This window comes from Rhodococcus tibetensis (assembly GCF_024438035.1).
Lineage (GTDB): Bacteria > Actinomycetota > Actinomycetes > Mycobacteriales > Mycobacteriaceae > Rhodococcus_F > Rhodococcus_F tibetensis.
Genome location: NZ_JANFQF010000021.1, coordinates 1 through 24228, shown reverse-complemented (window position 1 = coordinate 24228; position 24228 = coordinate 1). Strand labels below are relative to the sequence as shown.

Sequence of the window (24228 nt, the reverse complement as noted above, 5' to 3'; positions counted from 1 at the left end):
CAGGGACTCGTCAACCACTCACGGGGCGCGGAGCGCCCTACTTGCCGCGGATGGCGTCGAAAACCTTGGGGTCGACGAGGGTGGAGGTGTCGCCGAGGTCGCGGCCTTCGGCGATGTCCTTGAGCAGGCGGCGCATTATCTTGCCCGACCTCGTCTTCGGCAGTTCTGGGACGACCGTGATCTGCCGCGGCTTCGCGATGGGGCTGATTTCCCGCGCGACCTCGGCTTTGAGTTCGGCGATCAGGGCGTCGCCGGTGTTCTCGACTCCCTCGCGCAGGATGACGAACGCGACGATGCCCTGGCCGGTGGTCTCGTCCGCGGCGCCGACGACCGCGGCCTCGGCGACTCCGTGGTGGCCGACGAGGGCTGATTCGACCTCGGAGGTGGAGATGCGGTGGCCGGAGACGTTCATGACATCGTCGACGCGGCCGAGGACCCACAGGGCGCCGTCTTCGTCGTACTTGGCGCCGTCGCCGGCGAAGTACCAGCCCTGCTCGGGATAGCGGGACCAGTAGGTATCGCGGTAGCGGTCCATGTCGCCCCAGATTCCGCGGAGCATCGCCGGCCACGGCTTGTCGAGGACGAGGTAGCCGGAGCCGCCGTTGCCGAGTTCGGTGGCGTCGTCGTCGACGATCTTTGCGGAGATGCCAGGTAGCGGGGCCATGGCGGATCCCGGTTTGGTGGCGGTGATGCCGGGGAGCGGGGAGATCATGATCGCCCCGGTCTCGGTCTGCCACCAGGTGTCGACGATCGGTGCCTTGTTCCCGCCGATCACTTCGCGGAACCATTTCCAGGCCTCGGGGTTGATCGGTTCGCCGACCGAGCCGAGCAACCGGATGGAGGACAGGTCGTGGGCGTCGGGAATGTCCCTGCCCCACTTCATGAAGGTGCGTACCAGGGTGGGCGCCGTGTAGTAGATGCTCACTCCGTACTTCTCGATGATCTGGAAGTGGCGGTGCTCGTCGGGGGAGTTGGGGGTGCCTTCGTAGACCACCTGGGTGACACCGTTGCTCAGTGGCCCGTACACGATGTAGGTGTGCCCGGTGACCCAGCCGATGTCGGCGGTGCACCAGTAGACGTCCTGTCCGGCTTTGTGGTCGAAGACGTTGTGGTGGGTGTAGGACGCCTGGGTGAGGTAACCGCCGGAGGTGTGGATGATGCCCTTGGGCTTTCCGGTGGTGCCGGAGGTGTAGAGGATGAACAGGGGATGTTCGGAGTCGAACGGCTTCGGCTCGTGGGTGTCGGAGGCCTTGTCGACGGTCTCGTGCCACCACAGGTCTCGGCCTTCGGTGATGTCGACATCGATGCCGGTGCGCTTGACCACCAGCACGTTCCTCACGGATTCGGCGCCGTCGACTGCTTCGTCGACCGACGGCTTGAGGGGAGCGGCCTGTCCGCGTCGCCACTGGCCGTCGACGGTGACGACGAGTTTGGCTTCGGCGTCGTCGATACGTGAGCGCAGCGCGCTGGCGGAGAATCCGGCGAAGACGACGGAATGGGTAAGGCCCAGGCGTGCGCAGGCGAGCATGGCGATGATGGCCTCGGGGATCATCGGCATGTAGATCGCGACGCGGTCGCCGGGGACCAGTCCGAGGTCGCTGAAGGTGTTGGCGGCCTTGCTTACTTCGGCGAGGAGGTCGTGGTAGGTGAGGTCGCGGGTATCGCCCGGTTCGCCTTCGAAGTGGATGGCGACGCGGTCGCCGTTGCCTTCGAGGACGTGGCGGTCGACGCAGTTGAACGCGACGTTGAGCCTGCCGTTCACGAACCACTTCGCGACGGGGGCGTCGGACCAGTCGAGGACGTCGGTGAACGGTGCATGCCAGTGCAGTCGTTTGGCCTGCTCGGCCCAGAACTCGAGTCGATCGGCATCTGCCTCGGCCTGGAGTTCGGGTCCGGCGTTGGCGGTCGCGGTGAACTCGGGGCTCGGCGGGTACACCTGCGGGACGGCATCCGGCTGTTCGGATTTCTCCGTCGATCCGTTCGCCTGTGCTGCACTGGTCATTGTGGCCCGGCCTTCTTTCCAGTCTCGAAAATGGCAGTTCTAGCACGTGTGAGGGTAGTCACAAGGTCTCGTGAGCGCACCGTTGCACAAGGTTGCATGGCCGTATTCTGCGACGATCGGTCCGATCAGCGCGCCGGACGGTATCCGCTGGTGGTCGAATTACCGAAACGTGCCAGGTGATGTTTTGGTGAGACAGCATTTCGGCGAGATTCTGCGCCCCCGGCCCCACGGAGCCGTAACGTGACTATCGTCGTCCCATTATCCCACCGGGGCTGGAGGAACGTTGTGCGTATGACACGCGTGGCAACCGTCGTTCTGGCGGTGGGTCTCACAGCGGGAATGCTGTCCGCCTGCTCGTCCGGCGAGTCCTCGGGCGGAGGAAGCGGGATAGTCAATGCCTGGGCGGGTGAACCCCAGAATCCGTTGATCCCTACGAATACCAGCGAAAACCAGGGCGGCCGGGTCGTCGACTCCCTCTTCGCCGGTCTCGTCTCGTACGACGCCGACGGTGGAATCACCAACGAGGTGGCCGAGTCCATCGATACCACGGACGGTAAGACGTTCACCGTGAAGTTGAAGGACGGCTGGACCTTCACGGACGGCTCACCCGTCACGGCGTCGTCGTTCGTCGATGCGTGGAACTACGGCGCGCTGTCCACCAATGCGCAGCTTCAGGCATCCTTCTTCGACCCGATCCAGGGCTACGACGAGGTGGCGGCCGGGAACCCGACCGTCCAGACGATGTCGGGACTGAAGGTGGTGGACGACACCACCTTCACGATCGAGCTGAAGCAGCCGGAGGCCGCGTTCCCCGATCGACTCGGATTCGCTGCGTACTTCCCCCTGCCCGAGGTCGCTTTCGAGGACATGGCGGCGTTCGGTGAGAACCCGGTCGGCAATGGACCATACAAGCTCGCGGGACCCGGCGCATGGCAGCACAACGTACGCATCGACACCGTGACCAACCCCGATTACAACGGCAATCGCAAGCCGAAGAACGACGGTGTCGACTTCATCATGTACAACAGCCTCGACACCGCCTACACCGATCTGCTGTCCGGCAACGTCGATGTTCTCGACCAGGTTCCGCCGAGCGCAGTCACCACTTTCGAGTCGGATTTGCCGGGCCGCACCGTGAACCAGCCGTCCGCGACCATCGAGACTTTCACCATTCCGGGACGTCTGCCGCACTTCAGCGGTGAAGAAGGCACCCTCCGTCGGCAGGCGATCTCGATGGCGATCAACCGCGACCAGATCACGGAACAGATCTACAACAACACCCGTACTCCGGCTCTCGACTTCACGAGTCCCGCTATCGAGGGTTGGTCGGATTCGCTCGCCGGTAACGGCAACCTGAAGTACGACCCGGAGGCGGCAAAGAGACTGTGGGCGCAGGCCGATGCCATTGCCCCGTGGACCGGCAGTTTCGAGATCGCGTACAACGGAGACGGCGGGCACAAGGAATGGGTGGACGCCACGGCCAACAGCATTCGCAACACTCTGGGAATCGATGCGAAGGGTAAGGAATACCCGACGTTCGCTCAGATTCGTACCGAGGCCACCAACCGCACCATCCCGTCCGCATTCCGTTCGGGATGGCAGGGCGATTACCCGCAGCAGTATGGGTTCCTCGCGCAGAACTACCAGACGGGCGGCAGCTCGAACGACGGTGACTACTCGAACCCGGAGTTCGACCGGCTGCTGCGTGCATCGGCCGGCGAGGTCGATGTTGACAAGGCTCAGGATCTGCTCGACCAGGCGCAGGAAGTGCTCCTGAGGGATCTTCCGGCTGTTCCCACGTGGTACCGCAATGCCGCCAGCGGCTGGTCGGAGAAAGTATCGAACGTGACGATCGACTGGAAGGGCATCCCGATGTATTCCGACATCGAGAAGAACTGACACCGGAGTCGCCGACGGGGTGAGGCGAGATTCCTCGTCACCGGCCCCGGCGGAGAGGAGGGGATCCGATGCTCTGGTACATCGGTCGCCGTGTGCTTCAGATGATTCCTGTGTTCCTGGGGGCGACGTTCCTGATCTACGCCATGGTGTTCCTTCTGCCCGGCGACCCCATTGCGGCGCTCGCCGGCGACAAGGCCCTGAGTCCCGCGGTCACGGCCCAGCTCCGCGCCCGGTATCACCTCGATCAGCCATTCCTGATGCAGTACTTTCTGTATCTGAAAGGCATCTTCACGCTCGATTTCGGTATGTCCTTCTCGGGTCGCCCGGTCAGCGAGGTTCTCGCGCAGGCTTTTCCGATCACCGTCAAACTGTCCCTGATGGCACTGGCCATCGAAGGGATCTTCGGGATCGGCTTCGGACTGTTTGCCGGCCTGCGTAAGGGCGGCCTTTTCGACAGCACCGTGCTTCTGGTGAGTCTCGTGATCATTGCGGTCCCGATCTTCGTCATCGGATTTCTCGCCCAGTTCTTCATCGGGGTGAAGTGGGGATGGGTTCCGCCGACGGTAGGTGGCAATACCAGCTTCACGAATCTATTGTTGCCGGCCTTCGTCCTCGGGTCGGTGTCGTTTGCATACGTGCTGCGGCTCACCCGGACCTCGGTGGCCGAGAATCTCACCGCCGACTACGTGAGAACAGCTACGGCCAAGGGTCTTTCCCGGCGCAGAGTTGTGCAGGTGCACGTCCTGCGGAACTCGCTGATTCCCGTGGTCACTTTCCTCGGCGCCGACCTCGCGACCTTGATGGGTGGCGCGATCGTCACCGAGGGCATCTTCAACATTAACGGTGTCGGCGGCACGATCTACCAGGCCGTCACCCGGGGCGAGGCGCCCACGGTGGTGTCTTTCGTGACGGTGCTGATCGTCATCTACCTACTGGCCAATTTGATCGTCGACCTGTTGTACGCCGCGCTCGACCCGAGGATTCGCTATGTCTGAGAAAGTGGAGAACGAGTCCGCCTGGACGGGCGACCGGAAGACCCGTCAGGCGCATTTCGTGGCACCGGACGAAGTGGCGGCGCCGGGGGAGACCGACACCGTGGCCATCGATCAGCCGCCCACCAGCATGTGGTCGGATGCGTGGCGCGATCTACGCCGTCGTCCCCTGTTCGCGGTGGCGTCCCTGATCATTCTCGCCGTCGTCGCCGTGGCCGCTTTCCCGGGCCTGTTCACCGATGCCGACCCGCGCTTCTGCGACCTCGCGTTCAGTATGCAAGGCCCGTCCTCGGGCCACTGGTTCGGTTACGACAAGCAGGGGTGTGACATCTATTCGCGCACCATCCACGGAGCTCGCGCGTCGGTGCTGGTCGGTGTGGGCGTGACTTCGATCGTTCTGGTCGTGGGCGTGGTGTTCGGTTCCCTCGCCGGGTATTACGGCGGTTGGACCGATTCGCTGCTGTCGCGGGTAGCCGACATCTTCTTCGGGATCCCGCTCATCCTCGCCGCGATCGTCCTGATGCAGTTGTTCGCGGATCGCACCATCTGGACGGTGATCGTCGTGCTCGCTCTCTTCGGGTGGCCTCAGATGGCGAGAATCGCTCGCGGAGCGGTTCTCTCGGCCAAGAACAACGACTACGTGATGGCGTCGAGGGCGCTCGGAGTCTCGAACTTCCGGACACTTCTGCGTCATGTGCTGCCCAATTCCCTGGCACCGATCATCGTCATCGCGACCATCTCGCTGGGCATCTACATCGTCGCGGAGGCGACGCTGTCGTTCCTCGGGATCGGTCTCCCGTCCTCGGAGATTTCGTGGGGCGGGGATATCAGCACCGCCCAGGTCACGCTCCGTCAGGGGTCGGCGATTCTTTTCTATCCGGCTGCCGCGCTGGCGATCACGGTGCTCGGCTTCATCATGATGGGTGACGCTCTCCGGGACGCGTTCGACCCCAAAGCCCGGAAGCGGTGAGCGCGATGTCTTCGAACGAATCCGCCGGACCGACGACGGTGGCCGAGGAGGTGCCGCTGCTCGAGATTCGGAATCTGGAGGTGTCTTTCCACTCCCGTTCGGGTGCGGTTCCCGCTGTGCGCGGCGTGAGCCTCACGGTGTACCCGGGGCAGACGGTGGCGATTGTCGGTGAGTCCGGTTCCGGTAAGTCCACCATTGCTCACGCCATCATCGATCTGCTGCCCGGCACGGGCACGGTCACCGGCGGTCAGATCCTCTTCGAGGGAAGAGACCTTGCGGGCGCCCCGGAGCGCGACTTCGTCGCCGTGCGCGGACAGAAGATCGGCCTCGTTCCGCAAGACCCGATGTCCAACCTCAATCCGGTGTGGAAAGTCGGGTTTCAGATACGGGAGGCTCTGTCGGCCAACGGGATCGCGAAGGGAAGGGCCGCGAGGGTCCGTGCAGCCGAACTCCTCGAACAAGCCGGGCTCGCGGATGCCGAGGACCGATTGGGGCAGTACCCGCACGAGTTCTCGGGCGGTATGCGACAGCGGGCGCTCATCGCCATCGGACTGTCCGCCCGCCCACAATTGCTCATCGCCGACGAACCGACATCGGCCCTCGACGTCACCGTCCAGCGGCAGATACTCGATCACCTCGACGGGCTCACCAGCGAGCTGGGGACGGCGGTGCTCCTCATCACCCACGACCTCGGTCTCGCCGCCGAGCGGGCGGAGCATCTCATCGTCATGAACAAGGGCCGTGTGGTGGAATCAGGGCCCGCCCTGGAAATTCTGCAACGCCCACAACACGCCTACACTCGGAAGCTGGTGGCAGCCGCACCGTCGCTGGCGTCGCAGCGGCGCAGTTCGTCGCTCGCACGGGCCGACATCCGGGAACAGACACTCGAGGTGGTCGGCGAGGCAGAGCAGACGGGTGCGATTGGGGGCGAGTTCGGTGAGGTCACCGACGACGTGGTGGTGGCGACCGGTCTGAACAAGGTCTTCACGATCCGTCATGGACTGCGGAAAACCACCGAGTTCAAGGCCGTCGACGACGTCTCGTTCGCGGTCCGCCGGGGAACGACAACCGCGATCGTCGGCGAGTCCGGGTCGGGTAAGTCGACGGTGGCGCACATGGTGCTCGGACTGCTGGCCCCGACGTCGGGAAATGTCGTGTTCGACGGCAAGGACGTAGCGACGCTCGACCGGAGCGAGACGCTCGCCTTCCGTCGCCGGGTACAACCCATCTTCCAGAATCCGTACGGCACACTCGACCCGATGTATTCCATCTTCCGCACCATCGAGGAACCTCTTCGCGCCCACAAGGTGGGTACCAAGGGGGAACGGGAGGCCCGGGTACGTGACCTGTTGGACAAGGTCGCATTGCCGGCGTCGGTGATGCGAAGGTTCCCGAACGAGCTCTCCGGTGGGCAGCGACAGCGGGTGGCGATCGCCCGGGCGCTGGCGCTGCAACCGGAGATGGTGGTCTGTGACGAGGCGGTGTCGGCGCTGGACGTGCTGGTACAGGACCAGATCCTCACCTTGCTCAATGATCTGCAGGCAGAACTGGGGTTGACCTACCTGTTCATCACCCACGACCTGGCGGTGGTGCGGCAGATCGCCGACGACGTCCTGGTCATGTCTGCGGGTGCCATCGTCGAGAAGGCGACCACCGACGAGGTGTTCTGCTCGCCGAAGGAGGTCTACACGCGGAAGTTGCTCGAGGCCATCCCGGGAGGATCGATCCGGCTCGGCGCTTGAGGGCGACTCCGCGCCGGGTAGCGTTCTCAGACGTGAGTGACCCGTTGCAACCCCTCCTCGACCTTCCCGGTGTCCGAGACGCCGCGGACCGTGCGCGCGACGCGCTCGGAGAGGTCCATCGCCACAAGACGAACCGGCGTGGCTGGCCGACCACGGCGGCGGAGGCGGCCGTCCGGGCGGCTCGCGCGTCGGCCTCCCTCGACGGCGGACGCACCGAACTGCCGGCCCCGGGTAAGGTCGCGGATCCGATCCTATCCGGTGCGCTGCGCGTGGGTCAGGCGCTCGACGGGGACGCGCTGGGTCTTCTGCAGTCGACGTGGCAGCGTGCTCCGCTGCAAGCGCTCGCGAGGTTGCACCTGCTCGCCGCCGCAGACCTCGTGGATGATCCGGAGTTGCTGGGCAGGCCACGGCCAGCCGGCGGGGTGGCAGAACGGCTGGACGGTCTCGCGCAACTCGTTACCGGTGGGACCGCAGCGCCCGCCCCGGTCCTGGCCGCGGTGGTGCACGGGGAACTGTTGGCGTTGAAGCCGTTCGGTGTCGGCGACGGTGTCGTCGCCCGAGCCGCGTCACGGTTGGTGTGCGTGTCCAGCGGCCTCGACCCTCACAATCTGGGCGTGCCGGAGGTGAGCTGGTTGCGCCGCCAGCAGGCGTACCGCAACGGGATTGCCGCATTCGCGTCCGGCGCCGCGGAAGGTGTCGGGAGCTGGGTGATTCTGTGCTGTGGTGCGCTGGAGGCTGGGGCCCGGGAGGCGACATCTATCGCTGAGGCGGCGGCTACCTGACATCAGGATTCGGCACACGGTCGAGCGACCACACGAAACGGGCGGCGCTGCCGACTTTCATCGACTTCGCCGCCCGTCAGCGCGGACTACCGGTTACCAAGCGTGCTCGGTGGGTTGTGTGGATGGCCTCGGCGAGAGTTCGACTGTCGTCGGGTCGTCCCTGCAACCGGTGCAGGGTCCTTGCCGATGAAAACCCGAGTCTCGCAGGCCCACAACGCTTCTGCCCTTATAGTGGCTTGTGCTCCGCGTGGGTACCTAGTGCCCGTGCCGGGAATCTCGGTCGGGAGATCGATCCTTCTCTTCTGGGTCGATCTTGGCCTTCCGTTCTTCCGTAACTCCTTTGTACCCCGTGACCCACCTCACAGCAAGTGTCAAATTCGGTTTGTGGCCGTGTCGCGTGTTGCCGCGCGTCAGCGCTTGCGCCGCAGGACTCCATAGGTGAACGCACCGGCGACGAGGGCGCCTATGCTGACGGCCGCCGTGGTGGCGACCCTCGTCGCCGACGGCGACTGCAGGCGTGCCCGGAGAGAAACCGGATTTGAGAAAGTCAATATGGGCCAACCGTTTCCGGCTGCAACCTTCCGTAGTGCGCGATCCGGGTTGACGGCCGTCGGGTGACCCACCGCGGTCAGCATGGGGAGGTCGGTGACGGAGTCGGAATAGGCATAGCAGGCCGACAGGTCGTAGCCGTTCTCCTCGGCCAGCTCGAGCATGGCTTCCACCTTCCCCTCGCCGTAACAGTAGAACTCCACCTCGCCTGTGTAGAGACCGTCCCTCACCGCCATGCGCGTGGCGGTGCTGCGGGTGGCTCCCAACGCCTCGGCGATCGGTGCCACCACCTCCTCGCCCGATGCCGAGACCACGACCACGTCGTGACCCCGTAGCTTGTGATCCGCCATGAGATCGGCGGCCTCCGCGAACACGAGGGGGTCAACGATGTCGTGCAGTGTCTCGGCCACCACGGCCCGGACTTGTTCCACGTTCCACCCGGCGCACATGCTGGTCAGATAGGCGCGCATCCGTTCCATCTGATCGTGGTCGGCGCCGGACAACAGGAAGAGGAACTGGGCGTAGCTGCTCTTGAGGACCGACCGGCGGTTGATGAGCCCTTGGTCGAAGAACGGTCTGCTGAACGCGAGGGTGCTCGATTTGGCGATGATCGTCTTGTCGAGGTCGAAGAATGCGGCCACTCGACCCGTCTCGGTGTGTCGACCTGTCTCTGCACTTGTCTGCGGCTTCACGGTCACACGTGCCAGGATATGCGCTGCTCGGCCGGGGAGGTGCGTTCCGGACGCCACAGCGCGGACCTCGTACGACACTTGCGACACGGCACAACCGTTCGACAGTTGAACTTGCAAATAGCCATCTGGAGAGGTGTAGTATCAAAGATGTCCGGATTTGATTCGGACATGTTCAGCCCGACCCCCCGGGGCTGAACACCGACGACCCTCGCCTCCTCCCCCCCTGGCGAGGGTCGTCCTCTGTTTGCGGCAAGTGTCTCGAAGTCCCCGACGAAATACAGCCCGGTTCCCGCAGAATGGTGCGATCGTACCGATTTCTATCCACAGGGCAGAAGTTGTCCACAGATCGCTCAGTCCCCCTTCCCGGCGTGGTGCCGTGCCGGGCACGCTCACTGCCATGGACGCAGACATCGGTGGGGAAGTGCTGGTTCTGATCGACGACCCGGCTCTCCTGCACAGCATTCGCCGGGTTGCCGCCGCAGCGGATCGCAGGCTCGACGAAGTCGACCTCGCGGATGCGCGCCACACCTGGGCCAGCGCTCCCCTCGTCGTCCTCGACACGCGGGCTGCCATCGCCTGCTGTCAGCGTCTGCCTCGCCGCCGCCGGGTGGTGTTGCTCTGTGCCGGTGCGCCGGGCATCGACGAGTGGAGGATCGCGACCGCGGTCGGCGCCGAGCACGTACTGGCGGTACCGGAGGACGAAGCCGCTCTCGTCACGGTTCTCGGCGAGCAACCTCAGAAACCTGAGGCGGACGGCAGCGTCGTCGCGGTCGTCGGGGGCTGCGGGGGTGCCGGTGCATCCACCATGGCAACCGCGGTGGCGCTGTGTGCCGCCGCAGGTGCGCGAGCGGAGCCGACACTGCTGCTGGACGCCGATGCGTGGGGGTCGGGTCTGGACGTGCTCCTCGGTCTCGAGGACGTTCCAGGCCTGCGTTGGTCGGGCCTGTCGATCGAGGGCGGGCGGATCTCGTCCGACGCGCTCAGAGACGCGCTCCCCGCCCGCGGCGAACAGTTACGGGTCCTCTCCTGCAGTCGTAGCGGCCACGCGAGTGCAGGGCCGACGCCGGCAGCGGCCCGCGCGGTTATCGACGCCAGCCGTCACGCGGGTGATCTCGTCGTATGTGACTTGTCCAGGTTCCCCGGACCGGTCACCGAAACGGTCCTCGAACTGGCAGACCTGGTGGTCCTCGTAGTGCCGGCGACCGTCCGGGCTTGTATCGCTGCCGGCAAGGTCGCGCAGTGGATCATCGAGCGGAACCCCAATCAGGGTGTCGTGGTGCGAGGCCCGGCACCGGGAGGTCTGCGAGGCTCGGATGTGGCAGAAGTGCTCGACCTGCCACTGATCGCGTCCATACGCGCCGAGCGCTCCCTCACCGCCATGCTCGAGCACGGTGGCTTGAAACCCGGTCGGCGTTCGGCGCTCGCGGCGGCTGCGTCGGCGATCCTCGACACGGCCGCCGAGAGGCCGCGTTCCCGAGAGTGGGCAGCGTGAGCTCCCTCGTCACGCCCGACCTCCTCGACCGGGTCCGGGAACGCCTTGCCCACACCTCGGGGGAGCCCACCCCCGCAACGGTCGCTGCAGCCATCCGCACCGAGTCCGGTGGTGTGCTCGGTGACACGGACCTGCTCGGTGCGTTGAGGGTACTGATGACCGAGCTGACGGGGGCAGGCCCTCTCGAGGCGCTGCTCACTCGGCCCGGCGTCGCGGACGTCCTCGTCACCGCCCCCGACCAGGTGTGGGTCGACCAGGGTCGCGGCCTCGAACACACCGAAGTCCGGTTCGCCGACGAGGCGGCGGTGCGCAGACTCGCTCAACGTCTCGCCCTGTCTGCCGGTCGCCGGCTCGACGACGCGCAACCCTGGGTCGACGGGCGCCTGCGCGGGGTAGGCAACGGCTCGTTCGGAGTGCGGCTCCACGCCGTGCTCGCCCCTGTGGCTCACGGTGGAACGTGCCTGTCGCTGCGAGTGCTGCGGCCGGCAACCCAGGGACTCGACGCACTCCTCGCAGGCGGCGCCCTCACCGACGAGGCTCACGCCCTGCTCGGAACGGTGGTGCGCGCGCGGCTCGCCTTTCTGGTCACCGGGGGCACGGGCGCCGGAAAGACCACCCTGCTCGCCGCGCTGCTCGGTGCCGTCGACCCAGCCGAACGCATCATCTGTGTCGAAGATGCCGCCGAGCTCGCACCGAGGCACCCGCATGTGGTCCGGCTCGTGGCGCGGGCGGCCAACGTCGAAGGAGTCGGCGAAGTGACCGTCCGCGACCTGGTGCGCCAGTCTCTCCGTATGCGTCCCGATCGAATCGTTGTGGGGGAGGTGCGCGGTGCAGAGGTCGTCGACTTGTTGACGGCTCTGAACACCGGGCACGACGGCGGGGCGGGGACCGTCCATGCCAACTCGCCCGAGGAAGTGCCCGCCCGGCTCGAGGCCCTCGCGGCGCTGGGCGGAATGGACCGCAGAGCTCTGCACAGTCAACTGGCCGCGGCCGTCCAGGTGATCCTGCACGTGCACCGGTCCTCGAGTGGGGCGCGGCAGCTGATGCAGATCGGTGTGGTCACCTATGACGACCGTGGGCTCGTCACCATCGTCCCGGCATGGACCTTCGGTATTGGTCCGGACGCGGGTGCTGCACTGCTGCAGCAACTCTGCGCTCGGCGTATCCGAGATGAACCTGCCGAACGGGTGGTGGCGACATGATCGTGGGTCTCGTGGTCCTGGCCTGCGCTCTCCTCGCGATGCCGTCAGCGCTGGCCCGGACCCGCCTGCTTACCGCTGTCGGACGACGGCCGACCCGGCGAGGCACGAAAGTGCCCGGAATAGTTCCGCCTGCGCTCGTCGTCCTTCCCGTCTTCTACCAACTGGGCGGAATCTCGGTGGTGCTTGCGGCGGTGATGGCAGGCGCCACATTCCGTTTCAGGTATGTGCGGCGAAGAGCAGCTCGCGCGAGAGATGCCGATCTGCGCGTGATTCTGTCGAGCCTCGAGGTGGTCACTGCCGAACTGCGCGTCGGTGCGCATCCTGCGACGGCGTGTGACACTGCGGCGGATGAGAGTTCCGGTGTCGTGTCGGTGGCCTTTCGCGCCGCCTCGGCACGCGCGCGCCTCGGTGGTACCGCTGCGGATGGTTTGCGTACCAACGATTCTCGGGTCGGAGTCGAACTGGCCCGAGTTGCCGACATCTGGGACGTCGCGGAGAAGCACGGTCTGGCGCTCGCCGAGTTACTGGAGGCCGCGCGCACCGATCTGCTCGGTCGACGACGATTCCGTCAACGCACCGAGGCGGGGCTGGCGGGCGCGAGGGCAACAGCGAGCGTCCTTGCTGGGCTTCCGCTCCTGGGTATCGGCCTCGGCCACATGATGGGTGCGGCACCACTCGACGTGCTGTTCGGTGGCGGACTCGGCGGCGGTCTGGCAGTACTGGGTACGGGCTTGGTGTGTGCGGGACTCTTGTGGACCGATCGAATCACAGCGCAGGTAACGGAATGAGCTGGATCACATTATCTCTCATGGCCGGTGCACTTCTCGTCCTTCCCGGCCGACGGCCTTCACGGGGCCGTCTGCGAGACGAGCGCAGTCCGATCGTGGACGTCGACAGTGACGATCGACGCCGCCGTGAGGACCCGCTCGCTATCGCTGCCACGTTCGACCTGCTGGCTGCGTGCCTACGCTCGGGCCTCCCGGTCGCCGTTGCTGCCGAGGCGGTGTCGCTCACTGCCCCACCACCGTTGTCCGAGTCGTTGCGCCGAGCAGCGGATCTGCTGTCTCTGGGAGCGGACGCAGCCACCGCCTGGGAATCGGCGGCGTCTGATCCAGCCACCGAATCACTCGCTCGGATGGCCCGTCGCTCGGCGCGATCGGGTTCGTCGTTGGCCGGTTCCATGACCGAGCTGGCTACCGAAAGCCGCACCCATGCCGAGGATTCGGCGGCGGCATCGGCCGAACGCGCCGGCGTGCTGATCAGCGGTCCGCTGGGTCTGTGCTTCCTACCGGCCTTCATCTGCCTCGGGATCGTTCCCGTCGTCATCGGTCTCGCCTCCCGCGTCGTCGACGGCGGACTGCTCTGACTTCATACTCCCGGTGCAGATCCGCTGCGCCGGTTCATCAAGGGGGAAACATGATGGAGAACAAGATGCGCGCACTTACGGCTCGCTTGACCCTGCTCGCAGTGGGGGAGGAGGGGATGTCGACCGCCGAGTACGCGATCGGCACCATCGCCGCGGCGGCGTTCGGAGCGGTGCTTTACTCGGTCGTCACCGGCGACAGCATCGTGACCGCGCTGACGAACATCATCGACAAGGCGCTGAGTACCGCGGTCTGATGGCACCGTCGAAGGGGTTTGGCCGCTCGGATGCGGGGGCGGTCACGGTGGAGGCGGCCATTGCGATCGCGTCCATCGTGGTAGTGGTCGTCCTGTGCATCGGAGCAATCACGGCGGCGACGCTCCAGGTTCGCTGTGTCGATTCGGCTCGGGAAGCGGCTCGCCTCGCTGCCCGGGGAGATCGGGAGTCGGCGATGTCCGCGGCAATGAGGGTGGCTCCGGAGGGCGCGGACGTGGAGTTGCGAGAGGACGGGGCTTTTGTCGTGGCCACCGTGCGTGCCCGCAGTCCGCTCCTCCCACTCGTGCATATCTCGGCGGAAGCCGTCGCGGCGCTCGAGCCGACTGTTGCAGGTAGGGGTGGGCGGTGAGTGCCCAGCCGGGGGGCGAGCGTGGTTCTGCCACGGTGCTCGCGTGTTTCGCGCTCGCGGCCCTCGTGGTGATCACGGCGACTCTGCTGCACGTCGGTTCGGCGGTCTCGGTGCGGCATCGGGCTCAGTCCGCGGCCGACCTCGCTGCCCTTGCCGCCGGTGTGGGACTCGACCGGGGCGGCGAGTCCGCGTGCGCCGCGGCGCGGGTCGTGGCCCAGCGGATGCATGTCGAGATGATCGACTGCAAGGTCGAGGCCTGGGATGTGGAGGTGACGGTCAACGCCCCGGTGTTGCTGTCCTCGCTCGGCATTCGAGATGCCCGGGCCGTTGCGCGGGCGGGACCTGCGGAATGAGCCGGCCACTCAGCCGAGCGCGTCCAGCACCGCGGTGAGAACCCGGATCGCACCATCCTTGTCGAGGGGGTCGTTTCCGTTGCCGCATTTCGGTGAGTACACACAGGAAGGGCAACCGGAGGTGCACTCACAGGAAGTGATCGCTTCCCGGGTCGCGCCCAGCCATCGCGTGAGCTCGGCGTGACCCCGGTCGGCGAATCCGGCACCACCGGCGTGTCCGTCGTAGACGAAGACGGTGGGTAAGCCGGTGTCGGCATGCAGGGCGGTCGAGACGCCGCCGATGTCCCCGCGATCACATATCGCGACCAGGGGTAGGAGTCCGATCGCGGCGTGCTCAGCGGCGTGGAGTGATCCGGGCACTCGTTCGGCCGGGACACCGGCCTGTGCGAGCAACTCCGGGGTCATCGTGTACATCACGGCTCGGGTGCACAGGGTCTGCTCGGGCATGTCCAACTCCACTGCGTCGAGAACTTCGCCGGACGGCAGTCGGCGTAGGAATCCGATCACCTGATGCGTCACCTCTACCTCGGCAAGTGCGACTTCGACGTCACCGAACAGTTTCTGCTCGAGCACGGCGGTCACGGAGATCTCGGTGGTTTCCCGAGCCGACGTCGTCCAATCGGGGTCCTCGGCGTGCACCAAGGCGAGACCTTGATCGAGATCCAGTTCGTCGACGACATAGGACTCACCCTGATGGATGTGCACGGCGCCGGGATGGACGGTGGCAGGGGCGCGACCGGTGTCGACGGTTCCGAGTAGGCGTCCGGTTTCCGACACCACAATTGCTACTTGCGTACCGATTCCGCCCCGGATATCCAGCGCGCCATGCGGATTTGTCCCCGCGGTCACGAACCAACCGTGGGCGCGCCTGCGAATCAGGCCCTGCTCGGACAGCTTCGCGAGGACGTCCAGTCCCCCGAACTTGTCGGCTTCGGCATCGGACAGCGGCAACTCCATTGCTGCGCAGAGCAATTGCGGACCGAGGACGTAGGGATTGGACGGGTCGGTGACCGTTGCCTCCACCGGCTTGTCCAGCAGTGCGGAAGGATGGTGGACCAGGTAGGTGTCGAGTGGATCGTCACGGGCCACCAGGACCACGAGGGATCCTTCGCCGCGCCGACCGGAACGGCCTCCTTGCTGCCAGAACGAGGCAACTGTCCCGGGAAATCCAGCGACGACCACGGCATCGAGTCCGGCGATGTCGACTCCGAGCTCGAGCGCGTTCGTCGTTGCCGCACCGAGTAGCGTTCCGTCGGCGAGGGCAGCCTCGAGTTCACGCCGGTCTTCGGCCAGGTAGCCGGCTCGGTACGACGCGACCCGCGTCGCGAGTTCGGGATCGACCTCCCCGAGTAGGCGTTTGGTGGCCATGGCGGTCAACTCCGCGCCGCGCCGCGAACGAACGAAGGTGAGAGTGCGTGCCCCTTCGGCCATCAGGGCGGCCATGATGCGTGCGGCCTCCGAACCTGCAGGCCTGCGGACGGGACTTCCGTTCTCTCCCGTCACATCCCGCATGAGGGGTGGCTCCCACAGGGCGATGGTTCGCGGTCCGTGGGGCGACCCGTCGTCCACTACTTCGGCGCACGGGGCCCCGATCAGGCGGGACGCGGCAGAGCCGGGATCCGCTGTGGTGGCGGATGCGAGAACGAAGACAGGGTCTGCCCCGTACCGTGCAGCGATGCGTCGGAGGCGGCGCAGGACGAGTGCCACGTTGGAGCCGAAGACACCACGGTAGGAGTGGCATTCATCGATCACGACGAAGGCAAGGTTGCGGAAGAAATGCGCCCACCGCTGATGGGTGCGGAGAAGGGAAATATGCAGCATGTCTGGGTTGGTGAAGAGCCACCGTGAGTTCTCGCGTGCCCAGTGACGCACCTCCGTCGGTGTGTCACCGTCGAACATGCACGGGCAGGCACCCCGAAGGTCTTCCGCAGAGTCGATGATCGACGTCACCGCCCGCAACTGGTCTGCGCCCAGCGCTTTGGTGGGGGACAGGTAGAGGGCGGTCGACCGCGGATCCATTGCCAGAGAGGTGAGTACCGGAAGCTGGTAGGCGAGCGACTTCCCCGAAGCGGTTCCCGTCGACACCACCACATTTGTCCCGTGGTGGGCGAGATCGGCGGCGGCGGCCTGATGGCTCCAGGGGCGAGCGATCCCATTCTGCTGCAGGGCCGAGACGACCGAGGGGTGAACCCACACGGGCCAATCCGTCAGTGACGACGTCCGAGCGGGCATTTCGGCAGCGAATGTCAGTGGCGTTTCGTAGTGAGGGACGCCGTCGAGCACTCTGTCGAGCAACTCGCGACCGTACGTTCCGCCAGAATTCCCACTGTCGTCACGTGGCGAAAACGGTGTGCTCACTGATCTCTCCGGGCTGTCGATGGAGCGGGGCGAGGAGCTTCTACACCGCCCACGACCTGCACATTTGATGATAGCGAGTGACCTCCCGAGGCTGCTGTCGGGGGTGCCGCAGGTGCCTGCCGGATGCGCTGCTCCGCGGCTGTTCGCTGCAAGATCAACATTTTGTGTGAATTGTTCCGTTTTCGACTGTTGCGTTCGCGGAGTTCATGGTTGACTACAACTGGTCGCAGCTTCTGTGTTCGTGGGCTTGAAAGAGTGAGCGTTCGCAGGATCGATGTTGCGAACGCGGTGCTCTGCTTTTCCTGAGGGGGAAATCAAGAAGTACAGCGGTCGGAACCGGCCCGGCGGACTGTACGTGCTGTCCGCCGAATCCGGTGGTTAGAAAGAGAAGGAAAAGCATGGCACAGGGCACTGTGAAGTGGTTCAACGCGGAAAAGGGCTTCGGCTTCATCGCACCCGAGGACGGCTCCGCTGACGTCTTCGTTCACTACTCCGAGATCCAGGGCAGCGGCTTCCGCACCCTCGAGGAGAACCAGCGCGTGGAGTTCGAGGTCGGCCAGGGCACCAAGGGCCCCCAGGCAACCGGCGTTCGCGCAGTCTGATTCTGCCGTCCACTCGGTGGACATCAAGATCAGATAGGCGGGATCCTCGCGATCACCGTCCGAATCGTCCCCCATCGCCCGAGGCGGTGGGGGACGATTCGTTTTTCAACGGCTGGTGGCCACAGTGACGTGGCACAAAGGGGTACTTCGATGAGTCAACTCTCCTTCTTCTCTGCAGAGGCCCTTCCACCGGCGGTTGCAGATCTGGGTGGGCTTCTCGCCGCGTCCGGGCAGGTGGTCTCCGCGGGCGGCCGCGCGCGCATCTCGATTGTGGTAGATGCGCTGTGGCGTGCCGAGGCAATCGCCGGGCTGATCGCGGAGGCAGGGTTGGAAGCCGAGATCACCCGGAGCGACGAGGGCAGCCCCCTCGTGCGCACCGCCTCGGTCGTCGACTTGCGGCCGCTCGCGGAACAGTGGACGAGGGGCGCGGTGAAGGCGGTCCCGCCGGGCTGGGTGCCGTCGGGGAGGCAGTTGCGGCTGTGGGCTCTGGCTGCGGGCCGCGGTGAAGCGGAGGGGGAACGTTTCGTTCTCGGACTCGATCCGCACGCCCCGGATACCCACGCGCCGCTGGCGCAGGCCTTGATGAGGGCGGGTATCGCGCCCACGTTGATCGGCACTCGAGGGTCGGGTCCGGGCCTCCGGATATCGGGTCGGCGTAGGCTCGGCAGACTCGTCGAGAGTATCGGCGAAGCACCCGGAAATGTGGACGATTGTACCGTTTGGCCCCACGTGTAGGACCGTGTAGGCAGTACTGATCTGCGAGGATGTGTTCCGGGTATGTCACTCTAGTAAAAGGCGAACCCGGTATAAACGGGGTGTCTGCACAACTGTCGAGTGGCAGCGATCGACTTCAGGAAGGCTCGGGCAACACGTGGCAAAAGGTGACAACGGCAGTGCACAGGATGCGGCGGGAGCGTCCGGCCAGCCTCGCCGCCTCGTGATCGTCGAGTCGCCGACCAAGGCCCGCAAGATCGCCCCGTACCTCGGAAAGAACTATGTCGTCGAGGCGTCGGTCGGCCACATTCGTGACTTACCGCGCGGGGCCGCAGATGTCCCGGCCAAATACAAGGGCGAGTCGTGGGCCCGGCTCGGCGTCAACGTCGACCATGATTTCGAACCCCTCTACGTGGTCAGTCCGGAGAAGAAGTCCAAGGTCACGGAGCTGAAGAGTCTCCTCAAGGACGCCGACGAACTCTTCCTTGCCACCGACCCCGACCGCGAGGGCGAGGCCATCGCCTGGCACCTTCTCGAGACGCTCAAGCCGAAGATCCCGGTTCGCCGGATGGTCTTCCACGAGATCACCGAGCCGGCTATCCGCGCCGCGGCCGAGGACACCCGCGAACTCGACAACGACCTGGTCGACGCGCAGGAGACCCGCCGCATCCTGGACCGTCTCTACGGTTACGAGGTCAGCCCGGTTCTGTGGAAGAAGGTCATGCCGAAGTTGTCGGCGGGCCGTGTGCAGTCCGTCGCTACCCGCGTCATCGTTCAGCGTGAACGTGAACGGATGGCGTTCCGGTCCGCGTCCTACTGGGACATATCGGCCACGCTCGACGCAGGCGCCGACGCGAGCCCGCGCAGCTTCGGGGCCCGCCTGGTGAGTGTCGACGGTTCACGAGTTGCGTCGGGGCGTGATTTCGGCGCGGACGGCCAGTTGAAGACCAGCACGGTCACCGTGCTGGACGAGTCCCGCGCGCAGAGGCTTGCTGAATCGCTCGCCGGTGTCGATCTCACAGTGTCGTCCGCCGAGAGTAAGCCGTACACCCGCAAGCCCTACCCGCCGTTCATGACGTCGACGCTCCAGCAGGAAGCGGGACGGAAGCTTCGATTCACGTCGGAGCGGACGATGCGCATCGCCCAGCGGTTGTACGAAAACGGCTACATCACGTACATGCGTACCGACTCCACGACGTTGTCTGCGTCGGCCATCGCTGCCGCGCGCGCGCAGGCCACGGAGTTGTACGGCGCCGAGTATGTTCACTCGTCGCCGCGCCAGTACACCCGCAAGGTGAAGAACGCGCAGGAAGCTCACGAGGCCATCCGGCCTGCGGGTGACGTCTTCCAGACTCCCGGGCAGCTGCACTCGAGGCTCGACACCGACGAGTTCCGGCTGTACGAGTTGATCTGGCAGCGCACGGTGGCGTCGCAGATGGCCGATGCCCGCGGCACCACGCTCACTCTGCGAATCTCGGGTACGGCAGGTACGGGCGAAGAATGCACGTTCTCCGCGTCGGGTCGGACCATCACGTTCGCCGGCTTCCTGAAGGCATACGTCGAGAGTGTCGACGAGGAGGCGGGCGGCCAGTCCGACGACGCCGAGTCGCGGCTTCCGGTCCTGGTCGAGGGCCAGGCGGTCACGGCCACCAAGCTCGATCCGGACGGGCACACCACCAATCCGCCGGCGCGGTACACAGAGGCGAGTCTGATCAAGACTCTCGAAGAACTCGGGATCGGCCGTCCGTCCACGTATTCGTCGATCATCAAGACCATCCTCGATCGCGGCTACGTCTACAAGCGCGGTAGTGCGCTGGTCCCGTCCTGGGTCGCGTTCGCGGTCATCGGGCTTCTGGAGATGCACTTCGGACGGCTGGTCGACTTCGACTTCACCGCGGGCATGGAGGATGATCTCGACGCCATTGCCGGGGGCCGGGAGCAGCGCGGCAACTGGCTGAGCAGCTTCTACTTCGGTGGCGACCACGGCGCCGAGGGTTCCGTCGCCCGCGAGGGTGGCCTGAAAAAAATGGTCGGTGTCAATCTCGAAGAGATCGACGCTCGCGAGGTCAACTCCATCCGGCTGTTCGACGACACGGAGGGCCGTGAAGTTCACGTCCGCGTCGGACGCTTCGGTCCGTACCTCGAGCGAATGGTTCAGAACCCGGACGACCCCGAAGGCGATCTGATCTCGCAGCGGGCCAATCTGCCCGACGACCTTCCGCCCGACGAGCTGACACCGGAGTACGCCGAGAAGTTGTTCTCGACGCCGCAGGAAGGCCGCAAGCTCGGTGTCGATCCACTCACCGGGCACGAGATCGTGGCGAAGGAGGGCCGCTTCGGCCCTTACGTCACGGAGATCCTTCCCGAGCCGGAACCGGAGCCCGAGCCTGCCGTGGTGCCGGTCACCGAGCCCGCCGAGGGCACCACCAAGACCAAGACGGCTGCGAAGAAGGCCCCCGCCAAGAAGGCTGCCAAGAAGGCTGCCGGCCCCAAGCCGAGAACCGGTTCGCTCCTCAAGTCCATGGATTTGGCCACAGTCACTCTGGACGACGCCCTGAAACTGTTGTCGTTGCCGCGTGTGGTGGGTATCGATCCGGAGTCGAAGGAAGAAATCACCGCTCAGAACGGCCGGTACGGTCCTTACCTCAAGAAGGGCACCGATTCGCGGTCGCTCGCCACCGAGGATCAGATGTTCACGGTCACTCTCGAAGAGGCTTTGAAGATCTATGCGGAGCCCAAGCGCCGGGGACGGCAGGCATCCGCGACGCCGCCGCTGCGCGAGCTGGGCGTCGACTCGGTCAGTGAAAAGCCGATGGTGATCAAAGACGGCCGGTTCGGACCGTATGTGACCGACGGCGAAACCAACGCCAGCCTCCGTAAGGGCGATGAAGTGGAAAGCATCACCGACGCCCGCGCCTCGGAACTGCTGGCGGAGCGTCGCGCGCGCGGACCCGTCAAGAAGAAGGCACCCGCCAAGAAGGCGCCCGCCAAGAAGGCCGCAGCGAAGAAGACTGCTGCCAAGAAGGCACCCGCCAAGAAGGCTGCTGCGAAAAAGGCCGCGGACAAGAAGACGTGAGCCGGGACGGCGGGGCCGCTGGGGTGTCGCAAGTGCCGGTTAGTCTGACGTCGTGACCGTATTCGACCGGTTGGTGGGCCAGGCAGACGTCGAGGCAGAACTGACAGCCGCTGCTACGGCGGCCCGTCGGGGAGTCGGCTCGATGGGGTCGTCGATGACGCATTCGTGGCTTTTCACTGGCCCCCCGGGCTCGGGCAGGTCGGTGGCCGCGCAGTGCTTTGCCGCGGCATTGCAATGCACAAGTGACGGCGTCCCCGGCTGCGGTGCGTGCCACTCCTGCACCACAGCGATGGCCGGCACCCACGGTGATGTGCGGCGGGTGGTCCCGGAGGGACTGAGCATCAGCGTGAGGGAGATGCGGGCCATCGTCCAGACGGCGTCCCGCAGGCCCAGTACCGGCCGCTGGCAGATCGTCGTCGTAGAGGATGCAGACCGGCTCACCGAGGGCGCCGCCAACGCTCTCCTCAAGGTCGTCGAGGAGCCGCCGGATCGCACGGTGTTCCTGCTGTGCGCACCATCCGTCGATCCTCAGGACATATCCGTGACCCTACGGTCGCGTTGCCGACACGTCCCTCTTGTCACGCCGTCGGCGGAGGCGATTGCTCAGGTTTTGCGCGAGCGGGATGGTGTCGGGCCGGACGAGGCGCGCTTGGCTGCATCGATCAGTGGTGGTCATGTGGGACGTGCCCGACGGCTGGCGACCGACTTGAACGCTCGCGTTCGTCGTAAGGAAGCGCTGGACCTCGCAGTTGCGGCGTTGCGGCCCGCGACTGCTTTCGCCGCGGCCGAGGAGTTGGTGCGCTCGGCCGATGCCGAAGCGAAAGAGATGAGCGCGGCCCGAGACGAGCAGGAGACCGAGGAGTTGCGCACCGCCCTCGGCGCAGGCGGCACCGGGAAAGGTGCTGCCGGCGCTCTCCGAGGATCAGCCGGGGTGCTCAAGGATCTGGAGAAGAGGCAGAAGTCGAGGGCTACCCGTACCGGGCGCGATGCGCTGGACCGAGCGCTCATCGATCTCGCCGGTCTCTACCGTGACGCCCTCGCCGCCACGTGGGGATCCGCCGCCGCGGCCAACCATCCCGATATGGCTGACCGAGCTGCGGAACTGGCCTCGCGAACCTCGCCGGAAGGCCTGCTGAAGTGTATTGAAGCGGTACTCGAGTGCCGCGAGGCGATCGCCGTCAACGTCAAACCACAGTGGGCCGTCGACGCCATGGTAGCCAGCCTCGCCGACGCGTTCAGGGAGCCGTTTTCGCATACTCGGGGTTGAGGCGCTAGACTCGCCACCGCCGAAAGGCACCGCTGCCTTAGCTCAGTCGGTAGAGCATTTCACTCGTAATGAAAAGGTCGAGAGTTCGATTCTCTCAGGCAGCTCAGCGGTCCTCTGGCCCTTCCCGATCATCGGGGAGGGCCAGAGTTGTATCCGGACCGACACATCGATGACGCGGATCCATTCCGCAACGGAGTCCCTGCCCGCCGCCGACGGAGAAGATCGGCAACACTGGAGGCGTGGACATCGAGAATCGGCCCGAGACGTCACCGGTGGCCGGTCCGCGCGCGCTCGGTGCGCCGGCCGCAGTCGCCGCAGGGGTGGCCGCCGCAGTAGCAGTCCTGCACTTTCGCGATCCACATCAGTCGGGTTCGTACGGCTTCTGTCCCGTGTACGCATCGACGGGGTGGTGGTGCCCGGCCTGTGGGGGCCTTCGGGCGGTCCACGACCTCACCAACCTCGACATCAGTGCAGCGTTGTCGAGCAACGTCCTGATCGTTCCGTTGATCGCTGTCTCGGCATACCTTTGGGTTCGGTGGGCTCAGCGGCGGTGGGCAGGAACGCGCCGTCGAGCGATTGTCATTCGTCCGTACTTGATGGTGGGTGTACTGATCGCTCTCGCGGCGTTTACGGTCACGAGGAATACATCTTGGGGAAGCTGGCTGGCGCCGGCTTGACGACGGACGCCGCAAGCATGAAACAGAGAGTCGGGTTCACAGATGGCAATGCAGGTCTTTTCGTTGATTGCGATTCTCGGGGCATTGATCGTGCTCATTCCGGCAGCGCTCCGGATCTTCGGTAAGAGCGACAACGTGAAGGCACCCGACGACGCCGAGGAGTGAGCGGCCGGGGCGGCCCTCGACAACCTCCGGCCCCACAGCCATGATTTCGGTATGAGTGATTCGCTGAAGGACCGGGTTCGCGAGAAGTTGCTCCGCCAGCTCGCCGAAGACGGGGGCCACCCGGTCCAGCAGGCGGAAGGTGACGATCCCCGGCTGGTATCGATCGATGCCGACCTCGCCGCACTGGAACAGGCAGCTGACGGCGATGTGATCATCGAGGAGCTCGCCGCGAAGTACTGGGTGCCGTAGAAAAGTCATTCCGGACAGGCTGACCAGGCAGTTTGGCGTTGCGGGTTTCATCGCGTAACTTATTCCGAGTCAGAGCGACACGGACACCGACTCCGCCTGTAAGGGCTGGGGACACGAGGTTGTACGGAGTGCCTGGCGAAATTTTCCGAAGTGGGCCATCGTGTATGGTTGTGCTTCAGCCCCGGATTGTCTTCACGGAGTACTGGTTTGCGCCGGTGAGTCGGAGGGGATAAGATGGAGCGGTTGCCCCGGATCGGTCGGAGATGTTGTCTTCGGGTGTGATGGTGTGTGCGTGTTCTTTGAGAACTCAACAGTGTGTCGATGAATGTCAGTGCCAAATGTTTTTGGTACTCCGCATCATGGATGATCAACTGGCCGTTGTGGTTTGGTTGTGAGTTGTGGTGTGGGTATGTGCTGGCTCTTCTCCTTCTTCCGTCGGAGGGGGGTCAGTGTTTGA

Annotated in this window: 22 protein-coding genes and 1 tRNA gene; 20 read left to right on the top strand and 3 right to left on the bottom strand. The window is 65.4% G+C overall.

Annotation, left to right across the window (positions count from 1 at the left end; genetic code table 11):
* Positions 1-37: 37 nt before the first annotated feature.
* Entirely contained in the window at positions 38-2002 is a 1965-nt protein-coding gene (gene acs / locus NOF53_RS21485; RefSeq protein ID WP_255972506.1) for an acetate--CoA ligase, read from the bottom strand.
* A 291-nt stretch (positions 2003-2293) separates the two neighbouring features.
* Here acs and NOF53_RS21480 point away from each other — a divergent pair, with 291 nt between their 5' ends.
* The 5 genes from NOF53_RS21480 (at position 2294) to NOF53_RS21460 (ending at position 8387) form a co-directional block, all read left to right on the top strand.
* Positions 2294-3901 carry a peptide ABC transporter substrate-binding protein gene (locus tag NOF53_RS21480; protein ID WP_255972504.1) on the top strand — a complete coding sequence of 536 codons (1608 nt, stop codon included), beginning with the start codon at positions 2294-2296 and terminating at the stop codon, positions 3899-3901.
* A 68-nt stretch (positions 3902-3969) separates the two neighbouring features.
* Entirely contained in the window at positions 3970-4896 is a 927-nt protein-coding gene (locus NOF53_RS21475; protein ID WP_255972502.1) for an ABC transporter permease, read from the top strand.
* Positions 4889-5863 (top strand): ABC transporter permease, encoded by a 975-nt coding sequence (locus NOF53_RS21470; protein WP_255972500.1) that lies wholly within the window; start codon positions 4889-4891, stop codon positions 5861-5863. The genes NOF53_RS21475 and NOF53_RS21470 overlap by 8 nt, the downstream gene beginning before the upstream one ends.
* Positions 5860-7605 (top strand): dipeptide ABC transporter ATP-binding protein, encoded by a 1746-nt coding sequence (locus tag NOF53_RS21465; protein WP_374212650.1) that lies wholly within the window; start codon positions 5860-5862, stop codon positions 7603-7605. The genes NOF53_RS21470 and NOF53_RS21465 overlap by 4 nt, the downstream gene beginning before the upstream one ends.
* Positions 7606-7637: 32 nt before the next feature.
* Positions 7638-8387, top strand: a complete 750-nt coding sequence (locus tag NOF53_RS21460) for a Fic family protein (RefSeq protein ID WP_255972496.1) — start codon at positions 7638-7640, stop codon at positions 8385-8387.
* A gap of 410 nt (positions 8388-8797) precedes the next feature.
* On the opposite strand, the gene NOF53_RS21455 is transcribed toward NOF53_RS21460, so the two are convergent.
* A complete protein-coding gene (locus NOF53_RS21455) occupies positions 8798-9634 on the bottom strand; it encodes an HAD-IB family hydrolase (RefSeq protein WP_255972494.1) in 837 nt (278 codons plus the stop codon).
* 391 nt (positions 9635-10025) lie between these two features.
* On the opposite strand from NOF53_RS21455, the gene ssd reads away from it, so the two are divergent.
* The 7 genes from ssd to NOF53_RS21420 are packed head-to-tail and all read left to right on the top strand — an operon-like array spanning position 10026 to position 14663.
* Entirely contained in the window at positions 10026-11120 is a 1095-nt protein-coding gene (ssd, locus tag NOF53_RS21450; RefSeq protein ID WP_255972492.1) for a septum site-determining protein Ssd, read from the top strand.
* Entirely contained in the window at positions 11108-12322 is a 1215-nt protein-coding gene (locus NOF53_RS21445) for a TadA family conjugal transfer-associated ATPase (protein ID WP_374212649.1), read from the top strand. The genes ssd and NOF53_RS21445 overlap by 13 nt, the downstream gene beginning before the upstream one ends.
* A complete protein-coding gene (locus NOF53_RS21440) occupies positions 12319-13110 on the top strand; it encodes a type II secretion system F family protein (protein WP_255972488.1) in 792 nt (263 codons plus the stop codon). Before NOF53_RS21445 ends, NOF53_RS21440 begins: the two co-directional genes overlap by 4 nt.
* Complete coding sequence (locus tag NOF53_RS21435) at positions 13107-13688, top strand: type II secretion system F family protein (protein WP_255972486.1); 582 nt, start codon at positions 13107-13109, stop codon at positions 13686-13688. Before NOF53_RS21440 ends, NOF53_RS21435 begins: the two co-directional genes overlap by 4 nt.
* A gap of 50 nt (positions 13689-13738) precedes the next feature.
* The gene (locus NOF53_RS21430; protein WP_255972484.1) at positions 13739-13942 is read left to right on the top strand and encodes a DUF4244 domain-containing protein; all 204 of its coding nucleotides are present in this window, start codon (positions 13739-13741) and stop codon (positions 13940-13942) included.
* Positions 13942-14310, top strand: a complete 369-nt coding sequence (locus tag NOF53_RS21425; RefSeq protein ID WP_255972482.1) for a TadE family type IV pilus minor pilin — start codon at positions 13942-13944, stop codon at positions 14308-14310. Before NOF53_RS21430 ends, NOF53_RS21425 begins: the two co-directional genes overlap by 1 nt.
* Positions 14307-14663, top strand: a complete 357-nt coding sequence (locus NOF53_RS21420; RefSeq protein ID WP_255972480.1) for an Rv3654c family TadE-like protein — start codon at positions 14307-14309, stop codon at positions 14661-14663. The genes NOF53_RS21425 and NOF53_RS21420 overlap by 4 nt, the downstream gene beginning before the upstream one ends.
* A 9-nt stretch (positions 14664-14672) precedes the next feature.
* On the opposite strand, the gene sftH is transcribed toward NOF53_RS21420, so the two are convergent.
* Entirely contained in the window at positions 14673-17021 is a 2349-nt protein-coding gene (gene sftH / locus NOF53_RS21415) for a DEAD/DEAH box helicase (RefSeq protein ID WP_255972478.1), read from the bottom strand.
* Positions 17022-17419: 398 nt separating this feature from the next.
* On the opposite strand from sftH, the gene NOF53_RS21410 reads away from it, so the two are divergent.
* The 8 genes from NOF53_RS21410 to NOF53_RS21375 all read left to right on the top strand — a co-directional run bounded on the left by NOF53_RS21410 (position 17420) and on the right by NOF53_RS21375 (position 23771).
* Positions 17420-17623 carry a cold-shock protein gene (locus NOF53_RS21410; protein ID WP_005248460.1) on the top strand — a complete coding sequence of 68 codons (204 nt, stop codon included), beginning with the start codon at positions 17420-17422 and terminating at the stop codon, positions 17621-17623.
* Positions 17624-17773: 150 nt separating this feature from the next.
* Positions 17774-18358, top strand: coding sequence for a hypothetical protein (locus NOF53_RS21405; RefSeq protein ID WP_255972475.1), 585 nt, complete (start codon positions 17774-17776; stop codon positions 18356-18358).
* 136 nt (positions 18359-18494) lie between these two features.
* Positions 18495-21413, top strand: a complete 2919-nt coding sequence (topA, locus tag NOF53_RS21400; RefSeq protein ID WP_255972472.1) for a type I DNA topoisomerase — start codon at positions 18495-18497, stop codon at positions 21411-21413.
* 52 nt (positions 21414-21465) lie between these two features.
* Positions 21466-22680 carry a DNA polymerase III subunit delta' gene (locus NOF53_RS21395; RefSeq protein WP_255972469.1) on the top strand — a complete coding sequence of 405 codons (1215 nt, stop codon included), beginning with the start codon at positions 21466-21468 and terminating at the stop codon, positions 22678-22680.
* Positions 22681-22711: 31 nt separating this feature from the next.
* Positions 22712-22784 (top strand) — tRNA-Thr (locus tag NOF53_RS21390).
* 135 nt (positions 22785-22919) lie between these two features.
* Positions 22920-23357, top strand: coding sequence for a DUF2752 domain-containing protein (locus NOF53_RS21385; protein WP_255972466.1), 438 nt, complete (start codon positions 22920-22922; stop codon positions 23355-23357).
* 42 nt (positions 23358-23399) lie between these two features.
* Positions 23400-23522, top strand: coding sequence for a hypothetical protein (locus NOF53_RS21380; protein ID WP_255972464.1), 123 nt, complete (start codon positions 23400-23402; stop codon positions 23520-23522).
* 51 nt (positions 23523-23573) lie between these two features.
* Entirely contained in the window at positions 23574-23771 is a 198-nt protein-coding gene (locus tag NOF53_RS21375) for a hypothetical protein (protein ID WP_255972461.1), read from the top strand.
* The last annotated feature ends 457 nt before the right edge of the window (positions 23772-24228 follow it).